We start from the raw sequence: 25,843 nt of genomic DNA, 5'->3' as shown, positions 1-25,843 counted from the left end.
CGGCCACGGTCGTCGAGCGGTGGCAGGGGATCGGCGGTCGTGGTGGGCGCGTTGATCGGGACGACGCTGCTCGGAGCGTGCGGAGGCTCCGGCGACGGGGAGGCCGCCGCGGCCAAGTCCTCCGTGAGTTCCGGTGGTTCCGTGACGCAGGAGGCGCAGGCTCTGCCGACGCGGACGTCTCCGCCCGGACCGGGGGACGAGTTGGCGGCGCTCGACGGTGACGGCAGACCGGCGGTCCAGTACCAGCAGGTGCTCGACGCGCTGGCGCCACGCTGCGAGGAGGACGGTCCGCGTCTCGTGAAGGTGGTCGGCGCGACCCTGAAGAGCCTGGAGAAGAAGGGCGTCGAGGGCGAGACCGCGTTCAGTGTTCTTCAGCACCTGGAGCACTGGGTGCCCGCGGGGAAGCCGCGGGTCGCGTGCACGTCCGAGGCCTCGGACTATGTCGCTTCGCGTGACCCGAGCTGAGTCAGGCACCGCCGGGAGCGTGGGGCCGTCGGCCCTTGCTCGGTGAGGAGCCCGGCCGGGATGTGCCGGGTCCAGCAGGTGGGACACCCGTTGGTCGGTGGCCGTCGCTGCGGTACAACTATGTCCCATGATCTCTGAGTCCTTGGTGCGACGCCTGGTCATCGACCTGTGCCGACGCGCGGACTCCTGTTGTTGTTGATCGAACCCTTCTGACGCGCCCCTCCCCGCGGTGAATCACCCGCGCGAGGCCGGTTGTCGCGCCCTCTCCTGAAGCGATCGGAAGCGTTTCGGAAGCGTTTGTGAGTGCTTGTGAGTGCTTATAAGTGCTTCGAAGCGTTCGTTCGCGTGAGGCGCGCCCTCTCTCACCCCGGCATCACTCTCCCCGGGGCTCGTCCGCCCGCGTCGGCCGACGGCGGCTCGGACAGCTCCAGCGCCTCCATGGAGGACACCTGTGTCGACAACTCCATCTACGAAAAATGTTCTTGACGATCCGTCATCGAAGGGGACGGAGAGGGTGGCGTCGGCGTCGAAGCGGCCGTCGCGCGTACGGAGAGGCGGCGTCCGGGGCCGGGTGCGCCATGTCCTCCTGCCCTTCGCCTCCTTGCTCGTCTTCCTCGCCCTGTGGCAGTTGCTGGCGGCCAGTGGAACGTGGAGCGAGACGCTGGTTCCGGCACCGGCGAAGGTCTGGGACGCGTTCATCGACGTCTCCACGACCCACGACGGCGTGCGCGGCTACAACGGCACCACTCTCGTCGAGCACCTCGGGATCAGCCTGCGCCGCATCGCGCTGGGAGCCGGGATAGGCATCGTCGCGGGAGTGGTGTTCGGGCTGCTCATGGGCACCGTGGGGTGGGTGCGTTCGCTGTTCGAGCCCTGGATCACGTTCCTGCGCACGCTGCCGCCACTGGCGTACTTCTCGCTGCTCATCATCTGGCTGGGCATCGACGAGCAGCCGAAGGTGACCCTGCTGGCCGTGGCCGCGTTCCCGCCCGTGGCGGTCTCCACCACCACGGCCGTCGCGGCCGTACCGAAGCATCTGCTCGAAGCGGCGCGCGCGTTGGGCGGGACACGGTGGGACGTCGTCCGGGACGTCGTCGTCCCGTCCGCGCTCCCCGAGACCCTCACCGGCGTGCGGCTCGCGGTGGGCGTGGCCTACTCCTCGCTGGTCGCGGCCGAGTTGGTCAACGGTCTGCCGGGCATCGGCGGCATGGTCAAGGACGCCGCCAACTACAACAACACGCCCGTCGTCCTGGTCGGGATCATCGCCATCGGCATCTCCGGGCTGATCATCGACGGGCTGCTGCTACGGCTGGAACGCACGCTCGTGCCGTGGCGCGGACGGGCGTGACCCGGCCCGTCACCGGCGCACGGACCACCGCCTCCGCACTTCCCGCCAACCGTTCCCTCCCTGCCTGTCCCTCGCACAGAAACGGCACCGCCATGTCACCTTCCTCCTCCGTCCGAGGCCTCTCCCGTCGTCTCCTTCTCGCCGGTGCCCTGGCCGGGGTCGCCGCCACGGTCACCGGCTGCTCCTCGGACAGCGAAGCCTCGGCCTCCGGCGGCTCCAAGGACCTACGCATCGGCTACTTCGCCTTCCCCAGCGGCGACTTGATCGTGAAGAACAGAAAACTGCTGGAGAAGGCGCTGCCGGAGTACACGATCAAATGGGTCAAGTTCGACTCGGGAGCCAGCGTCAACCAGGCGTTCATCGGCAAGTCCCTCGACATCGCCGCTCTCGGGTCCAGCCCGTTCGCCCGTGGCGTCTCCGGGAGTTCACCCATCCCGTACAAGGTGGCGTGGATCCTTGACGTCGCGGGCGAGAACGAGGCACTGGTGGCGCGCAAGGACACCGGCATCACCGACGTCGCCGGGCTCAAGGGCAAGAAGATCGCCACCCCCTTCGCCTCGACGTCCCACTACAGCCTCCTCGCGGCGCTCGACGCGGCGGGCCTCGCCGCCTCGGACGTCCAGCTCATCGACCTCCAGCCGCAGCCGATCCTCGCGGCCTGGCAGCGCGGCGACATCGACGCCGCCTACGTCTGGCTCCCCACCCTGGACGAACTGCGGGAGACCGGCACCCAGCTCACCAGCAGCAAGGAGATCGGCGCCGCCGGCAAGCCGACCCTCGATCTGGCCGTCGTGTCCGACGAGTTGATCTCCCGTGACCCGAAGGCCATCGCCGCCTGGCGCACGGCACAGGCCGAGGCACTGCGCCTGCTGAAGTCGGACCCGGACGGATCGGTGAAGGCCGTCGCCGCCGAGATCGGCATCAGCGAGTCCGACGCCGAGGCCCAGCTCGCGCAGGGCGTCTTCCTCACCCCCGAACAGGTCGTCTCCGCCGACTGGCTGGGCACCGACAGCGGCCCGGGCAAGCTGCTCGGCTATGTCACCGACACCGCCACGTTCCTCGCCGACCAGAAGCAGATCGACGCCGCGCCGACCGAGGACACCGTCCGCAAGGCCTTCTATCTGGAGGGACTGTCCGATGTCCTCAAGTGAGACCAGGGCCGCCACACGGGCGGCGACGCCTTCCGCCACGCCGCGAGCCGGAACCGCGGGCGAAGAGGCCGTCAGCCGCGCCGGATCGGTCCGCATCGACCACGTCACTCACCAGTACGGCCGTGACGGCGAGAGGTTCACGGCCGTCGGCCCGGTCGACCTGACCGTCCCGGCGGGGGAGTTCCTGGTCCTGGTCGGCGCGTCCGGCTGCGGCAAGAGCACCCTGCTGCGGCTCGTCGCCGGATTCGAACGCCCTACCCGCGGTTCCGTCCTCGTCTCCGGCACCGAGCCCCGGCCGGGCGGCACGGCGGGCGTGGTCTTCCAGTCACCACGGCTCTTCCCGTGGCGGACCGTGCGCGGCAACATTGACCTGGCATTGCGGTACGCGGGCGTCGACCGCGCCCAACGGCCCGCTCGCCGGGCGGAGTTGCTGGCCCGCGTCGGCCTGGAGGGCACAGAGGAGCGGCGCACCTGGGAGATCTCCGGGGGCCAGCAGCAGCGCGTCGCCATCGCCCGCGCCCTCGCGGCGGAGAACCCGCTCCTCCTGCTCGACGAACCGTTCGCCGCACTCGACGCACTGACCCGGGAGCGCCTCCAGGAGGACGTCCGCCAGGTGACCGAACAGGCAGACCGTACAGCGGTGTTCGTGACCCACTCGGCCGAAGAGGCCGTGTTCCTGGGCTCCCGGATCGTGGTGCTGACCAAGAGCCCCGGAACCGTGGCCCTGGACCTGCCGATCGACCTCCCGCGCGGCGACGTCGACGCCGAGGAACTCCGCAACTCACCCGAGTTCGCCGAGCTGAGGGCCCAGGTCTCGCACGCCGTCAAAGCCGCCGCCGCAGCCTGAACTCCCGTACGAGGAAAGGGACAGCATCATGAGCATCCTCACCGAACGCCCCACCGCCACCGGTCTTCCGATCACCCCGCTCGGCCCGAACTTCGGCGCGGAAATCCACGGCATCGACCTCGCCCGTCTCGGCGACGACGAGATCCTGGCCCTGCGCGAGGCACTCGTGGCCCACAAGGTGCTCTTCGTGCGCGGCCAGCACGGTCTCGACGACGCCGCCCAGATCGACTTCGGCCGACGGCTGGGCGAGGTCACCGTCGGACATCCGGTCCACGACTCCGGCGACGTCGCCCCCGAGGTGTACTCGCTCGACAGTCAGGACAACGGCTTCGCCGACGTCTGGCACACCGACGTCACCTTCGTGAAACGGCCTCCGGCCATCTCCGTCCTCCGCGCGGTCGTCCTCCCGCCCACCGGCGGCGACACCAACTGGGCGGACAGCCAACTCGCCTACGCCTCCCTCTCCCCGGGCCTGCGCGCCCACATCGACACGCTGACCGCCGTCCACGACGGCAGCCGCGAGTTCGGCTACTACCTCGCCCAGCGGCGCCAGGGCCAGGGCAACCTCTGGGAGGGCGAGGTCTTCACCTCACTCACACCGGTCGAGCATCCGGTCGTACGCGTCCACCCGGAGAGCGGCCGCAAGGGCCTCTTCGTCAACCCCGGTTTCACGTCCCACATCACGGGTGTCTCCGAACACGAGAGCCGAGGACTCCTCGACATCCTCTACGCCCACCTCACCAAGCCCGAACACGTCGTACGCCACCGCTGGCAGTCCGGCGACGTAGCCCTCTGGGACAACCGAAGCACATCCCACTACGCCAACCGCGACTACGGCGACCAGCACCGGGTGATGCACCGGATCACGTTGCGCGGCGACGTTCCGCGCGGTCCGGGGGCGGAGACCGACTGAGAACTACGAGGCCGAGTCGGCGGCGTCCACGCGTCCGGTGTCACAGAACGGCTCCTTGCTCGCTTATAGACAGGAGCGCGGCGCGACGGACGCCGTGCCGGAGACAGGGGGTGGGTGTGGATCCCATGACGACAACGGCTGCGGCGGGTCTCGCCGCAGCCGGGTACATCCTGCGTCTTGGCCACCGCTGGATCAGAATCCGCGCGCAGCTCCGGCGGGCGGAGGTCTATGAGCACGGGCTGTCGGAGCGCACCCGCTTGCTGCCACCGGGCAGCCGCCTCATCGAGAAGACCGCACACCGTGACGTCGACATACTGGTCGGCGGCACGAGTGTCGGCCCTTCGACGAGGTGATGCGCGACATGACCATCGACCGACTGCCGTCTCCTGTCCACTCCGCGACCGAACCGGCGGAACTCGAGCACGTACTCTTCCGGCGCCACGACTTCGACGTCTTCTACCGGCAGGAGATGAGCGCGGCCACGGTCTTCCTGATGCACCAGGGAGCCACGGCCTACGAAGCGGCCGACGCCGCGCACGAGGCCATGACCAAGCTGCTCCCGGACCTGTGGCGGACCCTGGATCACCCGCGGGCCTGGTTACGGGTCACCGCGCAACGTTGCTACTGGCGTCAGAGCACCACGCGCACCGCCCCAACCGACCCGGTCCCGGACCGACCCGGCGGCACCTGCCCGCTCACCGCCGTGGTCGTCTCGGAGTTCGAGCAGACCGTGCTCGACGCGCTACGCCGACTTCCGCCCACCATGCGCACCGTCATGGCCTGGGAGATCGACGGATTCACCTACTCGGAGATCGCCGAGGCGCTGGGCATGACCCCCGCGGCGGTACGGCAGAACATCAGCCGCGCCCGCAAGCGACTCACGGCCCTCCTGAGCCTGTGACCACCTGTCCTCGACCTCCAAGAATTGGGGGATGCACATGAACAGCGTTGACCGCACCTTCGACGAGGGCGGGCGCAACGATCCCGATCAGCCGTTGGACCGACTTCTGGCCCAGCACCGCACCCGAATGAATCGTGCAGTCGCCGATGCTCTCGACACCCGCACCGGCCTCACCGCCCTGACTCCGCTGCGCCGCGAGCTGTTCCACGGCATCCAGCCCCTCAGCCTGCCCCCCTCCACGGACGGCACGGACAGCGCGCACACGGAAGACTCCACGGATCCGCCCAACGCGGCCTGGCTGGAGGGGATTCTCACCCGACTCCAGGCCATCGGGCGGATGGCCGAGAGAATCCAGGACGGCGCCGGCTCGTCCGACGAGCTCCGCGGGAGGACCCAGGCCGTGACGAGTGCACTCCAGTGCCTGCATGCCGGCTTGCAGGCACGCGATCTGACGGAGGCTCAAGTACGCACGCTGTTCAGAACCCTCAGGGACCACAGCGCGGGCATCAGCACCACCTTGCTGGGCCCACGCCCCCAACTGCACCAACACGTGGTCGAGGCATGGCTACGGGCAGCCGCTTCCCTCAAGCCCATCGAGGTCAGGGCACTGCGCCTGTTCAGGGACGCCGGTGAGAGCGTGCCCACCCAGGGGTGAGCCAAGAAGCCCGCACCGGGCAGCTCTTCGCGAGGCCCGGCCCTGAAGTGGCCGACGTCGCTACCAGAGCGTTCTGAAAAGACGTGTGATCGAGGGACAGGAGCCATCGGCCGAGGTCGATCGGTGGCGAGGCGTGTGCTTCTGTGCGTTGGGTTGTCGGGGTGTGCCCTGACCACTTGGGGGCCGGGGTCCGCCGTCCCCCAAGTGTCGTGATCGGCGCGGCCGACTACGGCTTGCGTGCCAGGCCGCCGTGTTCGGCGATGATCTCGGCGTTGGCCGCGTCGGGCTCCGGGCGCCACCGGGTGACCGAGACGACGCCGGGTTCGATGAGGTCGAGGCCGTCGAAGAAGGCGGTGATCTCGTCGACGGAGCGGAGGTTGTAGGGCACGGCGCCGCTGCTGTTGTAGGCGTCCTGGGCCTGCTCGAAGACCGGGTCGATGCCGCGGGAGCCGTCGTTGATGGAGAGGTAACTGCCCGAGGGCAGGGCGTCCATCAGGCGGGTCGCGATGGAGTGGGCCTGGGCGTGATCGGCGACGTGGCCCAGGATGTTGCTGAGGATGAGCGCGGTGGGCCGGCTGAGGTCGAGCGTCTTGGAGGCCGCGGCGAGGATGCGGTCCGGGTCCGTGACATCGGCGTCGATGTACGCGGTCGCGCCCTCGCGGGTCGAGTAGAGCAGGGCGCGGGCGTGGGCCAGGACCATGGGGTCGTTGTCGACGTAGACGATCCGCGCCTCGGGGGCGAGTTCCTGGGCGACCTGGTGGGTGTTCTGGGCGGTCGGCAGGCCCGTGCCGACGTCGAGGAACTGCCGGATGCCCGCCTCGGTGACCAGATAGGAGATGTTCCGGCGCAGGAACGCGCGGCTGCTGCGCGCGATCGTGACGATGCCCGGGAAGACGTCGGTGTAGGCGTCGCCGGCCGCCTCGTCGACGGGGTAGTTGTCCTTGCCGCCGAGCCAGTAGTTCCAGATGCGGGCGGAGTGCGGCACCGAGGTGTCGATCTTCTGGTGCTCCGCTGGTTCGGGCGTCGCCGAGGGGTCAGTCATGGGTCGCGTCAGTCTTTCAGCCGGGGTATGGATCATCCACGGCACAACCTACGTCCGAACGCCTGCTTCACGCCCCCATGTTGAGGAGTTGATCTGCCACGAGGAGGGCGCCCCGGCAGCCGTTCCGCTCCCAGGCCCGCGCGAGGCGGCCCGCGCCGCTCACGGCCTTCAGCAGGTTGCCGTCCAGAACTCGTCGCAGCGGTCCGCCGACGGCGGTGACGGCCCGCCCGTTCGTCAGAGGGAGCGTTCATCGTCAGTGAGTTCGATGGTTCGGAGTTCGGAGAAGATCAGGGTCAGCCGATGGGTGTTGGTCTCGATGAGGACTTCGTGGAAGTCGAGTCCGAGTGCACGTGACCAGCGGCGGCTCGCATCCGATGCGGGAAGCACCTTGGCCCCTGGGTACATGGGCTGCCACTTCACACCCCAGACGAAGCCTTCGAGGTCCACACCGGTCTCGTGGTCGATGAGGCGGTCGTCCAAGGACCGCTCCCATGTCTCGGCCGGCACTGCCGTCTCGCACCTCGCCTCCACGCAGTGACGGAAGAGATACCGAACATAGGACGGCTCGATCCCGGTCCTCGGGTCCGCGGTCATGAAGACGACGACCTCGTAGTCACGCATGTAGTCGGTGAAACCGTGGCGCACGATGGCATGGTCGAAGGCCTCGTCCAGCATCCGTTCAAGTGCTCCGGCGTCCATGTCCCTGTTCTACCCCGGCTCTTCCGCTGAGAGCGACAGCTTCGCTTCGGCGTCACGGGGCATCGTGCCCGCCAGAGGCCCTCCTACGGCGTGCCCGCGCCCGGCTTGCGCAGGCTCTTCGGTCGTCGGCGTGGTCCGTCGCCCGACCCGTTGAGGGGGAGCAGTGACTGCAGACGCGCGCCGCTGTTCCAGGCGCCGAACAGGTCGCGGTTGAGGGCGGTGATGTCGTGCCGTAGGGCGAGTTCGCGGGCGGCCTGGCCGAACGGGCAGGTGGCGACGAACAGGGCGACGTCCGCCTTGTGTTCGAGCTTCGCGGTGCCGACGAACTTCTGCATGTCCCCGCTGGGCACGGTCCGGTCGGCCGCGTAGTGCTTGACCTGGACGACCAGGCGTCGTCCGTCGGGGAGGGTGCCGACGACATCCGCGCCGAGGTCGCCCGAGCCTCCGGTGACGCTCACGCCGGTGCAGCCGTCGCGACGGCACAGTTCGGCGACGTACTGTTCGAAGTCCTGCCAGCTCATGGCGTCGATGACGGTCATGGAACGTTCGAGTTCCATCCGTCGATCCTGCTCCCGCCAGGCCAAGTCCCCGGTCCGCTCCCGCAGATGGGCCTTCCGCAGAACCCATCCCGCACCGGCGAGGGCGCCGAGGCAGAGGACCGTCACCAGCAGCCAGGGGGTCTGCGCAAGGAGAACCAGCACGGCCAGCGCGAGCGCCACCGACAAGCCGACGCGCCACCTGGGATCGAGACGGCGCATGACCTTGCGTAGACGCCCCTTCTTGGCTGCCATCGCACCCCCTCGGCCGGCCGGACCCTCCTGCCAGTGTGGAAGGGGCCCGGCGGGCGGCCAAGAGGGAGTTCTCGGCCAGGGCGGCCGTGCGTTTCGTCGTTCCGTCCCGTAGAGGGCGGAGGGCGGCTAGCCACCCCGTGTGAGGACCGTCGCGACGAACGCGGCGAGAGCCGCCAGCATGGCGAGGGCTGCCGTGACCAGTGCCGTCTTCGGTGCCTTCGCCGTGAGGCGCTCCATGAACTGGTACGCGGCGGTGATGGCGAGAAGTGCCGCGGTGACGTGCAGGAGCACCGTCAGGCTGATGGCGACGACCGCCCCCGCCTTCCAGAACCGGCCCCAGGTGGCGGACCACGCCGACGACAGGACGAGGGCGGCGGACAGGCCGCCGACCAGTTCCGCCCACCAGGGCCGGTCGCCCATCCACCACAGCGGCCCGAGCCAGGAGGGCAGGGTGTCGAAGAGGTCGAGGGTGGCCCACGTGCCGAGTACGAGGATGGCGAGGAGGGTCAGCCCCACGGTCAGGCGGTAGCGCCACCGCAGCCACGTGGGCCAGCCCGTGCCCTTGCCCTCCAGCATGGTCACCATGGCGACGGCGGACCAGATCAGCCACCGCCGGATCAGCGCCGTGCCCGCGTCGGCCATGGCGTCGCGCAGGACCCGGTCGGCCTCCGCACGCCGCACGACGTGACCCTCCGTGGAGGTGTACTCGGGGACGCCCGCCGGGTGGTGGAGACCGTCGTGCAGCAGCGTGGCCGGGAGGTGCTCGCCGGTCTTCGGCACGAGCCAGGTGAGGAACGCGGGTACCGAGGTCAGGTCCGTGCGGAAGGAGGCCGTCTCGCGGGGCACCAGGAGCTCACCCAGGTGCCGGTCACGGTAGGCGATGCGGCGCTGCATCATGAACGACTCGCGGCGCGCCTCGAAGACCCGTTTCAGCTCGATACGGGCATCCTTGCCGGGGTCCGGCGGGACTCCCTGCTGGTTCGCCGAGGCGCCGAGACCACCGTCGTAGAACCTGTGGGGCTGTTCGGTGATGGGGGCGGGGATCGGACCGGTCGGGGGGCCGGTGATGGGGCCGGTCGGGGGACCGGTGATCGGGGCGATGCCGTCGGACTCGGGCATGTGCGCCTCCCTCCTGCCGGACGGACTGGACTTCTTGCTGGACGAGTCTCTTGTCGGACAGGTGACGTGCCGGACGGGCCTCCGGCTTCTCCTCCGTTCATTCCAGGCTGTCGCCGGTACGACTCCTCTCCGCGGCGAGTCGTACACCGTTCGCCCTGTCATGGTGCCTCCTCCCGGCTCGCCGGAAGATCGCGTGCGGGGGAGGAGACACGAGCGGGAGCCCACGGGGCGCGACCGGCACCTGGGGAGGCGTTGACCGATTCGGGGTGTCGACCTACCGTTGCCGGAACGTTCCGGCAGTGAGTGCGCCGAGCCTGTTCGTGCTGATGAGAAGCGGAGTGAACCAATGGCTCTTCCTTCGGGCCTCCCCGTGGCCGACTGGCTGGTGGGGCCGATGCCCGCCGTCGGTGAGGCCGAGGTGACGGAGCTGCTCACCGAACGGTTCGGTGTGCGCGGCACCTTGGAGGACCTCGGCAGCCAGCAGGACCGCAATTACCGCGTGCGCACGACGACCGGCGACTACGTCCTCAAGATCGCCAACCCCGCCACGTCCGCAGACGCCCTGCGGACCCAGTGCACGGCGATCGGCCTCCTGGCGGACGCCCTCCCCGGGCTTCGGCTGCCCCGGGCCCACCAAGGCGTCGACGGGGAGACCGTCCAGTGGCTCTCGGTGGACGGCGTCGAGCTCGCCTGCCGCCTGCTCGACTACGTGCCCGGCGAGCCGGTCATGGACAGCCGCTACCTCGCGCCGGCGGTCGTCGCCCGGCTGGGCGAGCTCGCCGGGCGCGTGGCGGCCGGGCTGGCGGACCTCGACGCAGCGGAGCGCGAAGCGGCCGAGGACGCTCCGGGACGGCTGTGGGATCTGGCCCAGGCCCCCGCCGTGATCGAGGCCTTGGCACCGCACCTCACCGACCGGGCGCGCGCCGAACGCGTCACCGCCGCGGCCCGTGCCGCGTGGGCGCTGGTGCGGCCGTACGCCGAGACCCTCCCTACGCAGGTCATCCACGGTGACGTCACCGACAACAACGTGGTCTGCGAGACGGGCCCGGACGGCCGTCCCATGCCGGTCGGCGTCATCGACTTCGGCGACCTCGGCACCGGCTGGACGGTGTCCGAACTAGCCGTCGCCTGCACCTCGGTACTGCACCACCACGGCGCCGGACCCACCTCCGTGCTGCCCGCCGTACGGGCCTTCCACGAGGTACGCCCCCTCGCGGACGCGGAGTTGGCGGTGCTGTGGCCGCTGATCGTGCTGCGCGCCGGAGTCCTGGTGGTCAGTGGCCGGTACGACGCCCTGCTCGACCCGGACAACGCCTACGCCTCGGCCGCGCTCGACCGTGAGTGGGCGATGTTCGAGACCGCCGCGTCGGTCCCGGCGGAGGTGATGACGGCCCGGCTGCGGCACGCCCTGGGCCGTCCGGCGGCACGCACCGCGCCCGTCACCGGGCATCCGCTGCTGCCCGGACTGTCGGACGACGTGCGCGTGCTCGACCTCTCCGCGGAGAGCGACGACCTGCACGAGGGGCGTTGGCTGGAGGGGCAGGGTGCCGAACACGCCCTTGCCGTGGACGTGTTGGCGGAGGGCCGGGGCGCCGTGATGACCCGGCACGGGGAGTTCCGGCTGACCCGAACCGAGGTCGACACCCAGGATGCCGCCGCGACCTGCGCGCTGGGCGTCGAGGTGTTCCTCGCCGGGCCGTTGGAGGTGCGGGCGCCCTGGGCGGGGACGCTCGTCCGGCGTGCGGCCGACGGCGTCTCCCTGCACGGGGACGGGCCCACGCTGCTCCTCGACGGCGTCAACTGTGCTCTCCCGGTCGGTATCGATACCGACCGCGAGAGCACAGTTGACGCCGTTCCCGTCCGGGCCGGTGAACTCCTCGGCACGGTCGCCGACCGGGACGGCACCCACCTCCTGGCCGTCCAGCTCTCCACAGCGCCACGGGACATCCACCCGCCCCGCTTCGCCGAGCCCGAACTCGCCGCCGGCTGGATCGAGGTGTGCCCGGACCCTACCTCGCTCCTCACTCACCGACCGACTCCGGACCCCACCTCGCTCCTCACCCACCCACCGACTCCGGACCCCACCCTGCCCCCGACCCCGATGCAGGCCCAACCGTCCGTCCCGCGCGACGACTTGCTCGACCGCCGAAACCGCGCCTTCGCCACCGTCCAAGAGCATTACTTCGACGCCCCGCCCCGGATCGAGCGCGGCTGGCGTCATCACCTGGTCGACGCGCAGGGCCGTGGCTACCTGGACATGCTCAACAACGTGACCGTCCTCGGCCACGGCCACCCCGCGCTCAGCGGCGCCGTGCACCGTCAGTGGCAGCGGCTGAACACCAACTCCCGCTTCCACTACGCCTCGGTGGTCGAACTCTCCGAGCGGCTCACCGCACTCCTCCCCGCCGAACTGGACACCGTGTTCCTGGTCAACAGCGGCTCGGAGGCCGTCGACCTCGCGCTCCGTCTGGCCTGGGCGACGACCGGGCGGCAGGACGTGGTCGCGGTCGAGGAGGCGTACCACGGCTGGACCTACGCGAGCGACGCCGTCTCCACCTCCGTCGCCGACAACCCCAACGCCCTCGCCTCACGCCCGCCTTGGGTGCACACGGTCGCCGCCCCCAACTCCTACCGAGGCAGCCACCGGGGAGCGGAGGCGTGGCGGTACGGGCCCGAGGCCGCCGAGCGGATCCGCGAACTCGCCGGACAGGGGACACCGCCCGCCGCCTTCCTCTGCGAGCCCTACTACGGCAACGCCGGTGGCATGGCCCTCCCGGACGGCTACCTGGAACAGGTCTACGAGGCCACCCGCGCCGTCGGCGGCCTGTGCGTCGCCGACGAGGTGCAGGTCGGTTACGGCAGGCTGGGCACCCACTTCTGGGGCTTCGAGCAGCAGGGTGTCGTCCCGGACATCGTCACCGTCGCCAAGGCGATGGGCAACGGGCACCCGCTCGGAGCGGTGATCACCCGACGCGAGATCGCCGACGCGTACCGGACCCAGGGCTACTTCTTCTCCTCCGCCGGTGGCAGCCCGGTCAGCTCGGTGGTCGGGCTGACCGTTCTCGACGCCCTGCGCGACGAGGACCTGCAAGCCAACGCCCGCGACGTCGGAGGCTACTTGAAGGAGCGGCTCCTCCAACTCGGCCAGCGGCACCCGCTGATCGGCACGGTGCACGGCTCAGGGCTGTACCTCGGCGTGGAGTTCGTGCGCGACCGGACGACCCTGGAGCCGGCGACCGAGGAGACCGCCGCGATCTGCGAGCGGCTGCGCGAGCTGGGCGTCGTCATGCAGCCGACCTCGGACCGGCAGTGCGTGCTGAAGATCAAGCCGCCGTTGTGTCTGACGCGGGAGAGCGCGGACGTGTTCGTCGCCGCCCTAGACGACGTGCTGACACACGGATGGTGACCCGCGATGCCGGCTAGGCGGCCGGTCGTGCGGCCCGGACCCGGCATCCCGCCCACCATCGCCGACGTGGCACGGGAGGCGGCGGTCTCCAAGACCACCGCCTCGGACGCGCTGCGTGGCCACGGCCGGGTGGCGGAGCCGACCCGCCGACTGGTCCTGGAGGCCGCCGAGCGGCTCGGCTACGCCCCCAACCGCAGCGCCCGCAGCCTGCGCACCTTGATGACCGAGACCATCGCCCTGCACGTCCCGGAGTTCCTCGACAACGCCGAGTACGGCATGTCGTTCGTCTTCGGCGTCGCCGAGCAGGCGGCCCGCGCCGGACTGAACGTCACCCTGATCCCCTCCGGGCGCCTCCCGGACCGTCACGCCACGGTCCCGCAGGCGGACGGGCTGGTGCTGTGCGACCCGATGGCCCGGGATCCGGTCGTCGAGCGGCTCATGAGCAACGGACTCCCGGTCGTCACGGCGGAGTGCCAGGTCGGGGACCCGCGGGTGACCGGGATCGTCCGGTCCGACCATGACACCGCGATGACTCAACTCCTCGACCATCTGCACGAGTCGGGCGCCCGCCGTCCGGCGTTCGTCGCCTCCGGCACCACCGGCGACCGGGCGCTCACCCTCCAGCGCGCCCACGCCCGCTGGTGCGCCGAGCGCGGCCTGCCCGCACTCGTCGGCGAGGCGCCGTCGGGCTCTCCACCCGAGGTGCTGCGCAACGTCGTCCGGGACCTGCTGTCCGGGGCGCCGGAGACCGATGCGATCCTCTGCGCGGCCGACAGTGCCGCCGCTGCCGTCCTGCCCGAGGTCCGGGCGGCGGGTCGCGTGGTGGGCGAGAACCTGCTCCTGGCGTCCTGCGTCGACAGCCAGGCGATGCGGACCGCCGAGCCGCCCATCACGGCGCTCGACCTGCGTCCGCGCGAAACGGGCGCGGAATGCGCCCGGTTGCTGTGCGAGATCATTTCCGGGGAGACACCCCGAGGAACCACCCGGACGCTGCCCGTCGAACTGATCTGCCGGGCCTCCACGCGCGCTCGGTGAAGGCGTTTTCGGGCGAGCGGTCGCCCCCTCGACGGTGCTGTGGCGGCGAGGGAGGGGGCGGCGCGCCGAGCCGGTGCTCCGCCCCCTCCTGAGCGCGGCTCTCCCGCTACGTGTCGAGCGGGAGAACGACACCGGTCGCCGCCAGGACGACCTTCGCGGCCGCCTTCGCGACTTCAGGGTTCTTCTTGATCGCTTGCCACGTCTCCTTCACCGCGATTCCCCCTGCGGCGCCCGCAGCCCCCTTGGCTGCGGCTGCCCCCAGCACTCCCATCGTGATCGGTTCGGGCATGTGTTCCACCGGCCTTCCAGACGCTTTTCCGATCCGGAAGAAAAAATCTACGCAATGCATCTGCCCGATCACAGGGTAGATGGCTATGAAAGGCGTCTACCCGACTCGGCGGGGCGTGAGGTGGTGTTCGGCTACTCAAGCTGGGGCAGAGTCTCTGCGTCGAATTCCTTCCAAACGACGGCGCCGGCGTATTTTTGCGCGAGCCGCGAATTCGTCGATTCCGCGCTCGAATTCCAGGAATTCACCCGGCGCTCTTCCGGAACGGGCCGGAAGCGTCGGTGGGGGAGTCGCGGTCCGGCGCCTCCGTCGGGATCACTGGCCGCAGGCGCATCCTGAAGCGCATCCGGGGTCGCCGGGCTCGGTGTTCTTGTCGAGAGTGTCGGCGTCCGCCTTCACGACGTAGACCTCCCACGGTTCCTTGCCGGGGCCGTGGACCCAGACCTTGTCCTGGAGCGCGTAGCAGCAGGAGGTGTCGTTCTCCTCGAAGGTGGCGAGTCCGGCGTCCTTGAGCCGGGTGGTGGCCGCGGTGACCTGGTCGGTGGACTCGACCTCGACGCCGAGATGGTCGAGGCCGGTCGCCTGGCCGGGCTCGCCCTCGATCAGGACGAGCTTGAGCGGGGGCTCGGCGATGGCGAAGTTGGCGTAGCCCTCGCGTCGCTTGGCCGGTTCGGTGCCGAAGAGCTTCGAGTAGAAGGTGATCGAGGCTTCGAGATCGCTGACGCGCAGCGCGAGCTGAGCACGGGACATGGCACGGCTCCCATCGGCTTGTATTGATGTCTGTCGATTCAAGATTGCGCTCTGCATCGAAGGATGTCAATATAGAAGCATGTCGAAACAAGAGCTTGTGGTGCTCGACGAGAGCGGCGCCTGCGAGGAGAACGGCGAGGGCGGGGTCTGCTGCCCCGGGCTGGTGGCCGCGCCGCTCGGCGAGGAGCAGGCGGCGGAGCTGGCGAAGCTCTTCAAGGCGATGGGTGACCCGGTGCGTCTGCGTCTGCTGTCGATGATCGCCTCGCGGGCCGGCGGTGAGGTCTGCGTCTGTGATCTGACCCCCGCCTTCGACCTCTCCCAGCCGACGATCTCGCACCATCTCAAGCTCCTCCGGCAAGCGGGTCTGATCGACTGCGAGCGGCGCGGAACATGGGTCTACTACTGGGCCCTGCCCGCCACCCTGGACCGGCTCGCCGCCTTCCTGGCCCCGTCGCGGACCGCTGGAGCGGCCGGGTGAGCGCTCCGCTGGGCCGCCGGGTCGTCGCCGAGGCGGTCGGGTCGGCCGCCCTGGTCGCGGTCGTCGTCGGCTCCGGCATCCAGGCCACCGAGCTGACCCGGGACGTCGGTGTGCAACTGCTGGCCAACTCGCTCGCCACGGTCCTCGGCCTCGGCGTGCTCATCGCGCTCCTGGGCCCGGTCTCCGGCGCGCACTTCAACCCCGTCGTCACGCTCGCCGCCTGGTTCACCGGACGCGGGGGCGGTGCGGGCGGACTCACCGCGCGGGACGTCGTCGCGTACCTCCCGGCTCAGGTCGGGGGAGCCGTCGCCGGGGCGGTCGTGGCCGACGCCATGTTCGGCGAGCCGCTCGTCCGGTGGTCCACGCACGAGCGGTTCGCCGGTCATCTGTGGCTGGGCGAAGCGGTCGCCACCGCCGGTCTGGTCCTGCTGATCCTCGGCCTCGCCCGGACCGGCCGGGCCCACATGGGGCCGGTCGCCGTGGCGTCCTACATCGGTGCGGCCTACTGGTTCACGTCCTCCACGTCGTTCGCCAACCCCGCGGTCACCATCGGCCGCACGTTCACCGACACCTTCGCCGGTATCGCCCCCGGTTCGCTGGTCCCGTTCATCGGGGCCCAACTGGCCGGAGGCGTGGCGGGGCTCGGTCTGGTGGTCGCGGTGTTCGGGCGATCGGCTCCCTCAACGGCCGCTCCCGTCGGGCCAGTCGGCGGTGAACGTGCCCCAGCCTTCCCCTGACCGCCATCCGCCCGCCGGTCTCCGTACAGAAAGCCGCATCCGCCGATGAACAGTCCCGCCGCACGCCCGTCCGTGCTCTTCGTCTGCGTCCACAACGCCGGGCGCTCCCAGATGGCCGCGGCCTTCCTCACGCATCTGGCGGGTGACCGCGTGCGGGTGCGCTCCGCGGGGTCCGCGCCCGCCGACACGGTCAACCCGGCCGTCGTGGCGGCCATGGCGGAAGTGGGCGTCGACATCTCCGCCGAGACCCCCAAGGTGCTCACGGTGGAGGCCGTCCAGGCGTCGGACGTGGTCATCACGATGGGCTGCGGCGACACCTGCCCCGTCTTCCCCGGCAAGCGCTACCTCGACTGGGAGCTCCCGGACCCGGCCGGACAGGGCGTCGCCGCCGTCCGGCCCATCCGCGACCGGATCGAACAGCGCATCCGGACTCTCCTCGACGAGATCGCCCCGGCGACCGGGACAGCGGCGCCGTGACCGCCTTCAGCATCGCGGCCATGGGCCCCGAGCACGCCGACGAGGTCCTGGAGATCCACCGACTCGGCATCGACGAGGGCGACGCCACCTTCGAGACGGCCCCTCCGGCCTGGGAGCACTTCGACGCCACCAAGCTGCCGGGCCACCGCCACGTCGCCCTCGACGGGGCGGGCACCGTGCTCGGCTGGGTCGCCGCGGTGCCGGTCTCGGACCGCTGCGTGTACGCGGGGGTGGTCGAGCACTCGGTGTACGTCCATCCCCGCGCGCGCGGCAGGGGAGTGGGCGCCGCCCTGCTGGGCGCGCTCATCGCCTCCACCGAGGCGGCGGGGATCTGGACCGTCCAGTCGGGCGTCTTCCCGGAGAACACCGGCAGCCTGGCGCTGCACCGCCGGGCCGGGTTCCGGATCGTCGGGACCCGGGAACGCGTCGGACGGCACCACGGTGTCTGGCGCGATGTCGTCCTCATCGAGCGACGCAGCCCTGTCGTGGGTCGGGAAGCCCCGGCGGGCGGCTAGGACACCCCGGTCGGTGGTTGCGCGTCGGGAGCCGTGGCGCGGTGAGGGGCGGCGTCGAGGTAGTGCCGCAGCCGGGGGAGCATCCCCCTTGTCAGCAGCGCCTGTTGCCAGTCCATCCGCGCTTGTTCGAGGCGCGCCTGCGCCAGGCGGGCCGGGTGGCCGGGGCCGCGGTGCCGTCGTACGGCGTGGACGAGCAGGGCGGCCACGGCGGTGAGTGTGCTGACCGTCGCGATCAGGGCCAGGATCCAGCCCGCGGTGATCAGGGAGCCTGCCAAGGAACCCTGTGTGTCGGCCAGTCGGAGGAGATAGCCGAGAACGACCAGGACGGCGGCGGACGTTCCGGAGATCGCCGGTGTCAGGACGGCCAGCGCCGGGAGCAGGCTGCTCTCGCCCTCGGTGCGGCCCTCGTCGCTCTCGTGGGCCGCGGTGGTCTCGTTGGCCGAGGCGTGCAGGGTGACGTACGTGTCGTACTCGTCCCGGGCCGCCACCGCGATCTCGTCCGCGTCCGTGAGCGCGCGCAGGCGGAGCCGGGCGGAGGCCCGGCCGGTGGGGTCGGCGGTGAGGACGGTGCGGATGTCGGGGGTGTTGAGGGCCAGGTGCAGAACGGTCTCGAAGTCCGGCCGGTCCTCGGGGCGAAGGCGGAACGGGGCGGTCAGCGGGGCCTCCTCGCGGATGGGGTGCGGCCGGGGCCGGGTCCGCATCCAGCGGGAGGGACCCGGCGGGGCCGCGGTTCGTTCTCGGGCGTGGGGCTCGGCACGTCGTCGGGCTTCGCTCCGGCTTGCACTCGGGCTCGATCCCGCCCGTGCGGGACGCGCGCCGCCGTCCGACTCGGACGTGCGTCGCGATCCGCCTCAGATGTACGTGGCGACCTGCCTCAGACGTTCACTCCGAAGTCGGAGGCGATCCCGGCGAGGCCGGACGCGTAGCCCTGGCCGACCGCGCGGAACTTCCACTCGGCGCCGTTGCGGTACAGCTCACCGAAGACCATCGCGGTCTCGGTCGAGGCGTCCTCGGACAGGTCGTAGCGGGCGATCTCCGCGCCGCCGGCCTGGTTCACCACGCGGATGAACGCGTTGCGGACCTGCCCGAAGCTCTGGCCGCGCGCGTCGGCGTCGTGGATCGACACGGGGAAGACGATCCGGTCGACGTCGGGCTGCACGGCGGCCAGGTTCACCTTGATGCTCTCGTCGTCGCCGTCCCCCTCACCGGTGAGGTTGTCGCCGGTGTGCTCGACCGAACGGTCCGGGCTGGTGAGGTTGTTGTAGAAGACGAAGTGCTGGTCGGTGACGACCTTGCCCGACGCGTTCAGCAGCAGCGCGGAGGCGTCGAGGTCGAAGTCGGCGCCTGTGGTGCTGCGGGCGTCCCAGCCCAGGCCGACGACGATGGCGGTGAGCCCCGGCGCCTCCTTGCTCAGCGAGACGTTGCCACCCTTGGACAGGGAAACACCCATGGTTCGTACCTCCGTACGGGGTCGGTCCGGCCGCGGTGCGGGCCGAGTTAGAATCTACAACACTGTAGAAGTTCAGAGAATTGCGGATAATCGAAGCCGACGGTCAAGGTGGACAGTCGAAGGCAAGGGGAGGCAGGGCGTGACGGAACAGCTGCACGGTCCCAGGCGGCGGGGGCAGGGTGAGCTGGAGGCGCAGGTCCTTACGGCCCTGCGGGAGGCCGGCGAACCGGCCACCGCGGGCTGGGTCCAGGAGCGTCTCGGCGCCGGTCTCGCCTATACGACGGTGGTCACGATCCTGACCCGGCTGCTGGCCAAGGGCGTGGTGACCCGGGAGCGGACAGGGCGCTCCTTCGCCTGGACGCCCGCCTCGGACGAGGCCGGTCTCGCCGCCCACCGCATGCGCAGGGTGCTCGACGCGGAGACCGACCGGGAGGCGGTGCTGGCGAGCTTCGTCACCGGCCTGGAGCCGAACGACGAACGTGTCCTGCGTGAACTGCTGGGTCGCGCACGCGACGAAGGGGAAGACTGAAGCCTCATGGGGGTGTTCGTCTTTCTTCCGCTCGTCCTGCCGCTCACCGCGTGGCCCGTGGCACGCCTGGCCGCACAGCATCTGCATCCGCGCACCGCGACCCGGCTGCTGACCGGGGTCGCGGCGGCCATGGCGGCCTGCAGCACGCTGTGCCTCGCGCTGCTCATGGTCGTCGGCACCGCCCAACTGCCCGGCAATCCGCTGCCCGACGGCTGGTCCGACCCCGAGGTCCGCGCGGCCGTCCCGTTCGACGAGATCGCCGGGAAGGCCGCCATCCCCACCCTGCTCGTCGTACTGGCCGTCTGCGCGCGGGCGTTGTGGCGGCACGGCCGGGTACGGCGCCGGGCGCACCGCGCGCTCGCCGGGCTGCCCGGCACCGAGGTGGTCGTCCTGCCCGACGACGTGCCGTACGCGTACGCGCTCCCCGGTGGCCGTCTCCCCGGTCGGGGCCGCGGCAGGGTCGTGGTGACCTCCGCGCTGCTGGACTGCCTGGAACCCGCCGAGCGCCGCGCGCTGTTCGCCCACGAGCGCGCCCATCTGGCCGCCCGCCACCACCGCTTCCTCCTCACCGTCCAACTCGCCTCGCACGCCAACCCGTTGCTACGACCGCTCCGCACGGCCGTCACGTACGCGGCGGAGCGATGGGCCGACGAGGAGGCGGCACAAGCGGTCGGCAGCCGTCGTACGGTGGCGCGTGCGATCGGCAAGGCGGCGTTGGTCTCCCGGGGTGCCCCGGCGCTGACGCTCGCCGGGTTCGCCGCGCCGGGACCGGTGCCGCGCCGGGTGGCGGCTCTGCTCGGCCCCGCGCCCGCCGGGCGCGACTGGCCGTCGGTGTTCACCGCGATGGGCCTGGCGGCCTGGGGCGCGGCGGCGGGGACGGTGGCCTCCGCGATGTCGTCAGCGAACTCCGCGGTGACCATGCTGGTCATCCTGCACGCCGCCACGCCGCTGTGACCGGGCGCTCCGCCTGAGACCGAGGGCCTGGCGGCACCCCGCGCACGGCGGGCGGGCCGGCTGTCGCCGACCCGCCCTGGCGCGCCTGCCGGTCCCGTCAGTCCTCCTCGCCGCCCTCTTCGTCCTCGTCCTCGAAGAAGTCCCCCACCTCGTCGACCACTTCGGCCGCGACCATCCCGCCGACCACGCCCACGGCCAGCCCGGCCGCTCCGGCGGCGATGGCGGTGCCCATGCCGGGGCCCGAGCGGTGGCCGTCGTCGTGATGGTGGCCGCCGTGTCCGTGCCCCTGGCCGTGCCCGTAGGCGTCGTACCCGTGGGCGGTGTGCGAGCCGTACGCGGCCCGGTGCTCCGTCAACTGCCGCAGCCAGCCGTCGACCACCGCGTTCCAGTCCTGGTGCTCGACGCCTTCGTGGGAGACGGTGAACCGGGTCACCGAGTCGTGGCCCTCGGAGAAGAGGCCGCCGCGCTTGTCGGCCTCCAGGACGACCTCCATGCCGCCAGGGCCCGCGAGGAAGGTCAGCTCGATCTCGTTGAACTGGTCGGCGTACCGCGGCGCGGGAGTGAGCTCGATCTCCTGGTAGAAGGGCAACTGCTGCCCGGTGCCGCCGATGCGGCCGTACTCCAGGTCGGCGGACCGGAAACCGAAGCCGAGTTGGCCGAGCGCCTCCAGGATCGCCTCCTGCGCCGGCAGCGGGCCGATGGTCAGCGCGTCGAGATCACCCTTGTCCTTCGCCCCGGCCACGGACAGTTCGGTCCGCACGCCGAGCACGATGCCCAGCCCCTGCCCGTACAGCTCGGTGATCGGCGTCTCCCACGGCACCGCCACGGTGAACGGGACGCTGTGCGTGTCGCCCGCCGCGAGCCGGAAGCCGCCACCCACGGTGAACCGGTCGAAGACGACCACGCCCTCGCTCTCGCCGTCCTCGTGCTCGGCCTCGACCCGCGCGACCAGCTCCAGGGTGATGTGCTCGATCTCGAAGTCCGAGTCACCGCCCTGGAGATGGACCCGGCCCGTGAGTGCGGAGCCGGGCCGTACGGGACCCGGGTCGAGCACCGTGTCCACCGTGGGCCCGCCCACGCCGAGCGCCCCGAGCAGTCGTTTGAACACCATCGTGGCGTCCACTCCTTATGCGTGCGTGTGTTGCTCTGTACGAGCGTGTGATGCCGTGAGGACCCTTCGACCGCAGCTCCTCTACAGGCGTGTAGAAGGATAGGGTTCCCGGGCCCGCGCGGGGGCTCGGCCCGCCCGACCCTGGCGGAAACGGCCTGAAGTGGCCTTTGCCCTGGCCGGAGCGAGACCGGGGCGGGCGCCGCGGCGGGTGTGCCCGAGGGCGTCAGCCCACTTGCTCGCTGGGGGAGCCGGCGGGGAGGCCGTCGTGGGCCGGTACGGACCCCTCGGATCCGCAACTGAGCAGATGATCAAGGATGTTGGTCATCTGGAGCATGCGTTCCAGCATCACCGGCCGGTTGTCCAGATGGAGCGCGGCGCCCAGGGCGCGGGTGCGCCGGTGGACCATCAGCAGGGCCGAGAGCCCCGAGGAGTCGATCAGCGTCAGACCGGTGAAGTCGAGTCGCACCGCGCGCGGCGGGGTTCCGGGGGCTGTCAGATGCTCGGTGACCGTGGCGACGAGGTCGTCGCTGGTGTCGTAGTCGAGCTCCCCGCTCACGCGGACGACCAGGGTGGCGGGCTCGCGCAGGACGGTCAGGGTGAAGTCGACGGGGGAGAGGTCGCTCATGCAGGGGTCTCGGAGCCTGGAACGGGACCGGCGGCACACGCGGCGAGGGCGGCGGCTCCCTGGTCGATGAGCGTCAGGGCGCGCGGGAAGTCCGACAGCCGGTGGGCGAGGACCTCCAGGCCCGTGGTCAGTGAGCCGACCGGGACGCCGCGCACCTGGAGGATGTGTGCCGTCCAGGTGAGGAACGCGGTGAACAGCTCGACGTCGTCGACGTAGAGCGCGGCGGCCAGGAAGTCCACGATGTGCGCGAGGTCCTCCACCGTCCGCTCCCGCTGCTCCTCGCTGTACGCCCGCATCGCGGGAAAGCGGGCCTCCAGGTCGACCAGCGCCTGTTTGACCAGCTGGGGACGCGACTGGACGATCAGGGTGTACTCCTGATCGGCCAGATGCGGCAGGTCGTCCACCGCCTGCCGGCTCATCGAAGGATCGGGGCGCGCCATCCCCTCCTCCAGTACGGCGACGGCGCCCCGCGCGTCCGGCGCCCACCGGTCGGCGCGCAGGCTGCGGGCGTAGCGGCCGTCGGGCCCGAAGGCGCGTCCGCCCGCGAGGACCGGGACGCCGACGGCCTGGCAGGCGGTGATGGCGGCGTGCGCGGTGGGCAGGCGCAGCGGGATCGACCCGGACAGCAGGACGGCGTCGGGGTTGGTCCGGTGCAGGTGGGTGACCAGGTGCAGGGTCGGTGTCTGGGCGCCGAGGAAGTCGACCTGCCAGTTCCTCAGCGACAGCACCTCGGCGACCAGCCGGGCCGGAAAGGCGTGCCACTCGCCGTCCACGCAGCTCACGGTGACCCTGCCCCGGGCCGGGGCGGAGCCGGGGCCGCCGTCGCGGTGCCGGCGGTGGGCCAGGGCGGCGACCACCCGTTCGTTGATGGCGGTCGCGGCGTGTTCCTGGGCGACGGTCAGGCGGTCGGCGGCCCATTCGGTCCCGACCTTCGTCTGGACCGGGGCGACGACCTCCAGCAGCAGCGTCTCCTCGTCCATGCCCTCGCTCAACGCCCGGTGCACGGCCGCGGCGGCGGCCCGCTCGTCGCCCGCGGCGACAGCCTCCCACAGCCGCTCCGCCACCGGCACCGCCGTGGTGGGCCGACTCATCGAGGACCCTCGCCGTCCGCGCCGCCCCGCAGTTCCCGGAAGGCGTCGGCCACCGTCAAGGAGCTGGGCTTGGGCGCGCTGACGGCCACCACGGCCATGTCGTCGTGCCGTCCGCCGCCGACCCACTGCGTGGCCAGCATCTGCACCCGCTCGACCACGGCCTCCGCCGGCATGCCGCCGCAGTCGGCGAGGGCCCGGCGGAGCCGGTGTTCGCCGAAGAAGTCGTCGCCCAAGGGCCCGCCCCGGGCCTCGATCACGCCGTCGGTGTAGAGCAGACACGTCTCGCCCGGCGCGAGTGCCGCCTCCACGGTGTGCGTCCGGATCGTGGGCACGGCGCCGACGAGGGTGCCGTGCGTGGGTACCTCCTCCACCGTCCCGTCCAGGCGCACGATCAGCGGCGGTGGATGCCCGGCGCTGGTCAGCCGCAACTCCACGCGGTCCGGGCGGTGGCGTACGGAGGCGAGGACGACGGTGGCGAAGCGGGTGTGGTGCGAGGAGAGCAGCGAACCGTTGAGGAGTTCCAGGACCCGCCCGTGGTCGTCGGCGAGGGGCAGCAGCGCGTGCAGCGTGTTGCGGATCTTGCCGGTCAGGACGGCCGCGTCCAGGCCCTTGCCCGCCACGTCCCCCAGTACGACCAGGGTCTCCTGTGAGGGGTCGGGGCCGGGATGGACGTCGTAGAAGTCCCCTCCGACCTGTTCGTGGTCCTTCGACGCCCGGTACCGGCCCGCGTACTCGACGCCGTGGACGTGCTGGAGCGCGGGCGGCAGCAGGTCGCGCATCAACGTGGCCGCGATGGACGTCTGTTCGGTGTACAGCCGTGCCGCCGACAGGGCCGCGCCGGCCCGGGCCGCGAACAGGCGCGCGAACACCTCCTCGCCGCTGGTGAAGGCGCGTTCGGTGCTGGAACGCAGCAGGATCAGCGCACCGGCGGGTACGCCGTGGCCGGGCAGCGGGGCGACGATCACGGAGCCGACGGGTCCCTCGAAGCCGTCCGGGATCACCCACTGCGGGATGTGGGCGGGGTCGATCCAGCGGGCCGGTACCGGCGGGAAGCCCTGGAGCGCCTCGCTGAGACCCGGTACGCCGGAGACGTCGACCTTCCGCAGCGTCTGTGTGACGGGTCCGCCGCGGTGGGCGTAGGTGAGGGGGAAACGGCGCCCCTGCGGCGGGGCGACGAGCACGGCGGCCTCGGCGAGGTGCTCCGCGGCCATCGTCGCGGCCACCTCCATGCAACGGGGCACGTTCAGTGTGGACAGCAGCGCGTTGGAGACCTCCGAGAGCACCTCGGACCGCAACCGGGCGTCGCGCAGGGCGGTCTCGGCGAGCCGCCGGTCGGTGCAGTCGATCAGCCACCACAGGGCGTCGCCGTTGTCGGCGAGCGTCCGATGGGCCTCGTAGAAGCGGCCGTTGACGAACCCGGAGCGGAGGCGCGTGCCGTCGCGAGGCCCCTCGCCGTCGCTGGGACGGTCGCTGTCCTCGGGGCCTGGTTCCGTGAGCCAGGACGGCACTTGACGCTCGTGCGGCGCGCCGTCGCCGGCCTCGTCCAGGAGCAGCCGGGCCGCTTCGTTCAGACGGACGAGGCCGCCGGTGCGATCGACGACCAGCACGGGGTAGGGGGCGTCGGCCCGGGTCACATCGATCCGGACGTCAGACCCGGACCGGGGAAGGCCGGACTGGCGGATGCCGGACTGGCGAAGGGATGAAGCGTGGGGAGAGGACACAAGCGGAGGTGCGCGTCGTGCGCACCTCACCACCTTCCGACCATCGGGAACAAGTGCCGTACGGCAACCATCCCGCATCGGTCGCCCTGGCTGCAACCTGCCCCCAGAACGGACACATAAGCCTCACAACGGCTCAGTCGGACTCAGGTTCCGCTGTCAGAGCGGCGCGTGCCGAGTCCAGGTCGGGGTGGGCGACCAGCAGATGGTCGGTGCCGGTGACCTCCGTCAGACGGCGCACGAGCGAGTTCGCCCCGACCAGGCCGACCCGTCTCGCGCCCGCGGCCCGCAGCAGGCTGCCCAGCAGTTGCGAGTCGCAGAAGCTGACGCCGGTGACATCGAAGACGATCGGCCACGTGACGGTGCACAGTGCCTGGGCCACGGCTTCGTCGACCGCGTTGTTGCTCTCGAAGTCGAAGTCCCCCTGCAGGGTGATCACCCACACCGAGCCGACGGCCCGCGAACGCACCACGACCGCCTCGTGGGCCGCCTCCCAACGAGACATGTCGCCACACTCCGCTCTGGGCAACCGGAAAGGTGACCCGGTACGACTGGTCCGCGGGCCTCTTCACCCTGCGCCGGGACGGCTGCCGCATCACACTACCCACGAGGAGTTCGCTCTCACGCGCCGCCGCGACCCGGAGGTCGTGGGGCGATCCGGTTCGCTTCGGGCTCTCGGCGCCGGGGAGGACCCCCGGATCCACGAACGCCCCGATAGACAAGGGGTTTGGGGCCGCGCCGAGGTGCCGG

The 25,843-nt window shown here is 71.2% G+C and carries 29 protein-coding genes; 16 read left to right on the top strand and 13 right to left on the bottom strand.

Translation table 11 applies throughout. From position 1 onward, the window contains the following. Positions 1 to 39 precede the first annotated feature (39 nt). From ACIPSE_RS29005 to ACIPSE_RS28970, 8 genes are all read left to right on the top strand, one after another. Entirely contained in the window at positions 40 to 465 is a 426-nt protein-coding gene (locus ACIPSE_RS29005) for a hypothetical protein (RefSeq protein WP_401667956.1), read from the top strand. A 451-nt stretch (positions 466 to 916) separates the two neighbouring features. After that, positions 917 to 1,813, top strand: coding sequence for an ABC transporter permease (locus ACIPSE_RS29000; RefSeq protein ID WP_401667954.1), 897 nt, complete (start codon positions 917 to 919; stop codon positions 1,811 to 1,813). Positions 1,814 to 1,905: 92 nt separating this feature from the next. Further along, a complete protein-coding gene (locus ACIPSE_RS28995; protein WP_401667952.1) occupies positions 1,906 to 2,964 on the top strand; it encodes an ABC transporter substrate-binding protein in 1,059 nt (352 codons plus the stop codon). Next, positions 2,951 to 3,811 carry an ABC transporter ATP-binding protein gene (locus ACIPSE_RS28990; RefSeq protein WP_401667950.1) on the top strand — a complete coding sequence of 287 codons (861 nt, stop codon included), beginning with the start codon at positions 2,951 to 2,953 and terminating at the stop codon, positions 3,809 to 3,811. The genes ACIPSE_RS28995 and ACIPSE_RS28990 overlap by 14 nt, the downstream gene beginning before the upstream one ends. A 28-nt stretch (positions 3,812 to 3,839) precedes the next feature. Continuing rightward, complete coding sequence (locus ACIPSE_RS28985; RefSeq protein WP_401667948.1) at positions 3,840 to 4,724, top strand: TauD/TfdA dioxygenase family protein; 885 nt, start codon at positions 3,840 to 3,842, stop codon at positions 4,722 to 4,724. A 125-nt stretch (positions 4,725 to 4,849) separates the two neighbouring features. Continuing rightward, positions 4,850 to 5,077: a hypothetical protein gene (locus tag ACIPSE_RS28980; RefSeq protein WP_401667945.1), complete on the top strand. Its 228-nt coding sequence runs from the start codon at positions 4,850 to 4,852 to the stop codon at positions 5,075 to 5,077. 8 nt (positions 5,078 to 5,085) lie between these two features. Continuing rightward, entirely contained in the window at positions 5,086 to 5,625 is a 540-nt protein-coding gene (locus ACIPSE_RS28975) for an RNA polymerase sigma factor (RefSeq protein ID WP_401667942.1), read from the top strand. Positions 5,626 to 5,656: 31 nt separating this feature from the next. Continuing rightward, positions 5,657 to 6,280 carry a hypothetical protein gene (locus ACIPSE_RS28970; RefSeq protein WP_401667939.1) on the top strand — a complete coding sequence of 208 codons (624 nt, stop codon included), beginning with the start codon at positions 5,657 to 5,659 and terminating at the stop codon, positions 6,278 to 6,280. 226 nt (positions 6,281 to 6,506) lie between these two features. Here ACIPSE_RS28970 and ACIPSE_RS28965 read toward each other — a convergent pair whose 3' ends face one another. From ACIPSE_RS28965 to ACIPSE_RS28950, 4 genes are all read right to left on the bottom strand, one after another. After that, positions 6,507 to 7,322 (bottom strand): SAM-dependent methyltransferase, encoded by an 816-nt coding sequence (locus tag ACIPSE_RS28965; RefSeq protein WP_401667937.1) that lies wholly within the window; start codon positions 7,320 to 7,322, stop codon positions 6,507 to 6,509. Between the two features lie 234 nt (positions 7,323 to 7,556). Continuing rightward, positions 7,557 to 8,021, bottom strand: a complete 465-nt coding sequence (locus tag ACIPSE_RS28960) for a hypothetical protein (protein ID WP_401667934.1) — start codon at positions 8,019 to 8,021, stop codon at positions 7,557 to 7,559. Positions 8,022 to 8,104: 83 nt separating this feature from the next. Continuing rightward, complete coding sequence (locus ACIPSE_RS28955) at positions 8,105 to 8,812, bottom strand: restriction endonuclease (protein ID WP_401667931.1); 708 nt, start codon at positions 8,810 to 8,812, stop codon at positions 8,105 to 8,107. A 126-nt stretch (positions 8,813 to 8,938) separates the two neighbouring features. After that, positions 8,939 to 9,931 (bottom strand): DUF1353 domain-containing protein, encoded by a 993-nt coding sequence (locus tag ACIPSE_RS28950; RefSeq protein ID WP_401667929.1) that lies wholly within the window; start codon positions 9,929 to 9,931, stop codon positions 8,939 to 8,941. 346 nt (positions 9,932 to 10,277) lie between these two features. On the opposite strand from ACIPSE_RS28950, the gene ACIPSE_RS28945 reads away from it, so the two are divergent. Further along, the gene (locus ACIPSE_RS28945) at positions 10,278 to 13,337 is read left to right on the top strand and encodes an aminotransferase (RefSeq protein ID WP_401667926.1); all 3,060 of its coding nucleotides are present in this window, start codon (positions 10,278 to 10,280) and stop codon (positions 13,335 to 13,337) included. 6 nt (positions 13,338 to 13,343) lie between these two features. Continuing rightward, a complete protein-coding gene (locus tag ACIPSE_RS28940; protein WP_401667924.1) occupies positions 13,344 to 14,372 on the top strand; it encodes a LacI family DNA-binding transcriptional regulator in 1,029 nt (342 codons plus the stop codon). A gap of 106 nt (positions 14,373 to 14,478) precedes the next feature. Here ACIPSE_RS28940 and ACIPSE_RS28935 read toward each other — a convergent pair whose 3' ends face one another. Together ACIPSE_RS28935 and ACIPSE_RS28930 are read right to left on the bottom strand one after the other, a co-directional pair. Further along, on the bottom strand, positions 14,479 to 14,661 hold the full coding sequence (locus ACIPSE_RS28935; protein ID WP_401667922.1) for a hypothetical protein: 183 nt from the start codon (positions 14,659 to 14,661) through the stop codon (positions 14,479 to 14,481). Positions 14,662 to 14,973: 312 nt separating this feature from the next. Further along, entirely contained in the window at positions 14,974 to 15,408 is a 435-nt protein-coding gene (locus ACIPSE_RS28930; RefSeq protein WP_401667919.1) for an ArsI/CadI family heavy metal resistance metalloenzyme, read from the bottom strand. 79 nt (positions 15,409 to 15,487) lie between these two features. On the opposite strand from ACIPSE_RS28930, the gene ACIPSE_RS28925 reads away from it, so the two are divergent. From ACIPSE_RS28925 to ACIPSE_RS28910, 4 genes are read left to right on the top strand one after another with little or no spacing between them, the layout of a single operon-like run. Next, on the top strand, positions 15,488 to 15,886 hold the full coding sequence (locus ACIPSE_RS28925; protein WP_401667917.1) for an ArsR/SmtB family transcription factor: 399 nt from the start codon (positions 15,488 to 15,490) through the stop codon (positions 15,884 to 15,886). Beyond that, positions 15,883 to 16,623 carry an aquaporin gene (locus ACIPSE_RS28920; protein WP_401667914.1) on the top strand — a complete coding sequence of 247 codons (741 nt, stop codon included), beginning with the start codon at positions 15,883 to 15,885 and terminating at the stop codon, positions 16,621 to 16,623. Before ACIPSE_RS28925 ends, ACIPSE_RS28920 begins: the two co-directional genes overlap by 4 nt. Positions 16,624 to 16,668: 45 nt before the next feature. Continuing rightward, complete coding sequence (locus ACIPSE_RS28915; RefSeq protein ID WP_401667912.1) at positions 16,669 to 17,100, top strand: arsenate reductase ArsC; 432 nt, start codon at positions 16,669 to 16,671, stop codon at positions 17,098 to 17,100. A 20-nt stretch (positions 17,101 to 17,120) separates the two neighbouring features. After that, entirely contained in the window at positions 17,121 to 17,615 is a 495-nt protein-coding gene (locus tag ACIPSE_RS28910) for a GNAT family N-acetyltransferase (RefSeq protein WP_401668292.1), read from the top strand. On the opposite strand, the gene ACIPSE_RS28905 is transcribed toward ACIPSE_RS28910, so the two are convergent. Next, on the bottom strand, positions 17,612 to 18,316 hold the full coding sequence (locus tag ACIPSE_RS28905) for a hypothetical protein (RefSeq protein ID WP_401667910.1): 705 nt from the start codon (positions 18,314 to 18,316) through the stop codon (positions 17,612 to 17,614). The genes ACIPSE_RS28910 and ACIPSE_RS28905 overlap by 4 nt on opposite strands. A 173-nt stretch (positions 18,317 to 18,489) precedes the next feature. Continuing rightward, a complete protein-coding gene (locus tag ACIPSE_RS28900; RefSeq protein ID WP_401667908.1) occupies positions 18,490 to 19,065 on the bottom strand; it encodes a TerD family protein in 576 nt (191 codons plus the stop codon). A 139-nt stretch (positions 19,066 to 19,204) separates the two neighbouring features. Here ACIPSE_RS28900 and ACIPSE_RS28895 point away from each other — a divergent pair, with 139 nt between their 5' ends. Both ACIPSE_RS28895 and ACIPSE_RS28890 read left to right on the top strand, forming a co-directional pair. Further along, a complete protein-coding gene (locus ACIPSE_RS28895) occupies positions 19,205 to 19,594 on the top strand; it encodes a BlaI/MecI/CopY family transcriptional regulator (protein WP_401667905.1) in 390 nt (129 codons plus the stop codon). A gap of 6 nt (positions 19,595 to 19,600) precedes the next feature. Then, positions 19,601 to 20,548 carry a M56 family metallopeptidase gene (locus ACIPSE_RS28890; protein ID WP_401667903.1) on the top strand — a complete coding sequence of 316 codons (948 nt, stop codon included), beginning with the start codon at positions 19,601 to 19,603 and terminating at the stop codon, positions 20,546 to 20,548. A 97-nt stretch (positions 20,549 to 20,645) separates the two neighbouring features. On the opposite strand, the gene ACIPSE_RS28885 is transcribed toward ACIPSE_RS28890, so the two are convergent. The 5 genes from ACIPSE_RS28885 to ACIPSE_RS28865 all read right to left on the bottom strand — a co-directional run bounded on the left by ACIPSE_RS28885 (position 20,646) and on the right by ACIPSE_RS28865 (position 25,598). After that, the gene (locus ACIPSE_RS28885; RefSeq protein WP_401667901.1) at positions 20,646 to 21,659 is read right to left on the bottom strand and encodes a sporulation protein; all 1,014 of its coding nucleotides are present in this window, start codon (positions 21,657 to 21,659) and stop codon (positions 20,646 to 20,648) included. Between the two features lie 223 nt (positions 21,660 to 21,882). After that, the gene (locus ACIPSE_RS28880; protein ID WP_401667899.1) at positions 21,883 to 22,284 is read right to left on the bottom strand and encodes an STAS domain-containing protein; all 402 of its coding nucleotides are present in this window, start codon (positions 22,282 to 22,284) and stop codon (positions 21,883 to 21,885) included. Continuing rightward, a complete protein-coding gene (locus ACIPSE_RS28875) occupies positions 22,281 to 23,375 on the bottom strand; it encodes a B12-binding domain-containing protein (protein ID WP_401667897.1) in 1,095 nt (364 codons plus the stop codon). The genes ACIPSE_RS28880 and ACIPSE_RS28875 overlap by 4 nt, the downstream gene beginning before the upstream one ends. Continuing rightward, the gene (locus ACIPSE_RS28870) at positions 23,372 to 25,009 is read right to left on the bottom strand and encodes a PP2C family protein-serine/threonine phosphatase (RefSeq protein ID WP_401667894.1); all 1,638 of its coding nucleotides are present in this window, start codon (positions 25,007 to 25,009) and stop codon (positions 23,372 to 23,374) included. The genes ACIPSE_RS28875 and ACIPSE_RS28870 overlap by 4 nt, the downstream gene beginning before the upstream one ends. Positions 25,010 to 25,229: 220 nt before the next feature. Next, positions 25,230 to 25,598, bottom strand: a complete 369-nt coding sequence (locus tag ACIPSE_RS28865) for an STAS domain-containing protein (RefSeq protein ID WP_401667892.1) — start codon at positions 25,596 to 25,598, stop codon at positions 25,230 to 25,232. Between the last annotated feature and the right edge of the window lie 245 nt (positions 25,599 to 25,843).

This window comes from Streptomyces sp. NPDC090106, from assembly GCF_044747265.1.
Classification (GTDB): domain Bacteria; phylum Actinomycetota; class Actinomycetes; order Streptomycetales; family Streptomycetaceae; genus Streptomyces.
The sequence above is the reverse complement of the archived record's forward strand: the minus strand, read 5'-3'. Positions and strand labels throughout refer to the sequence as shown.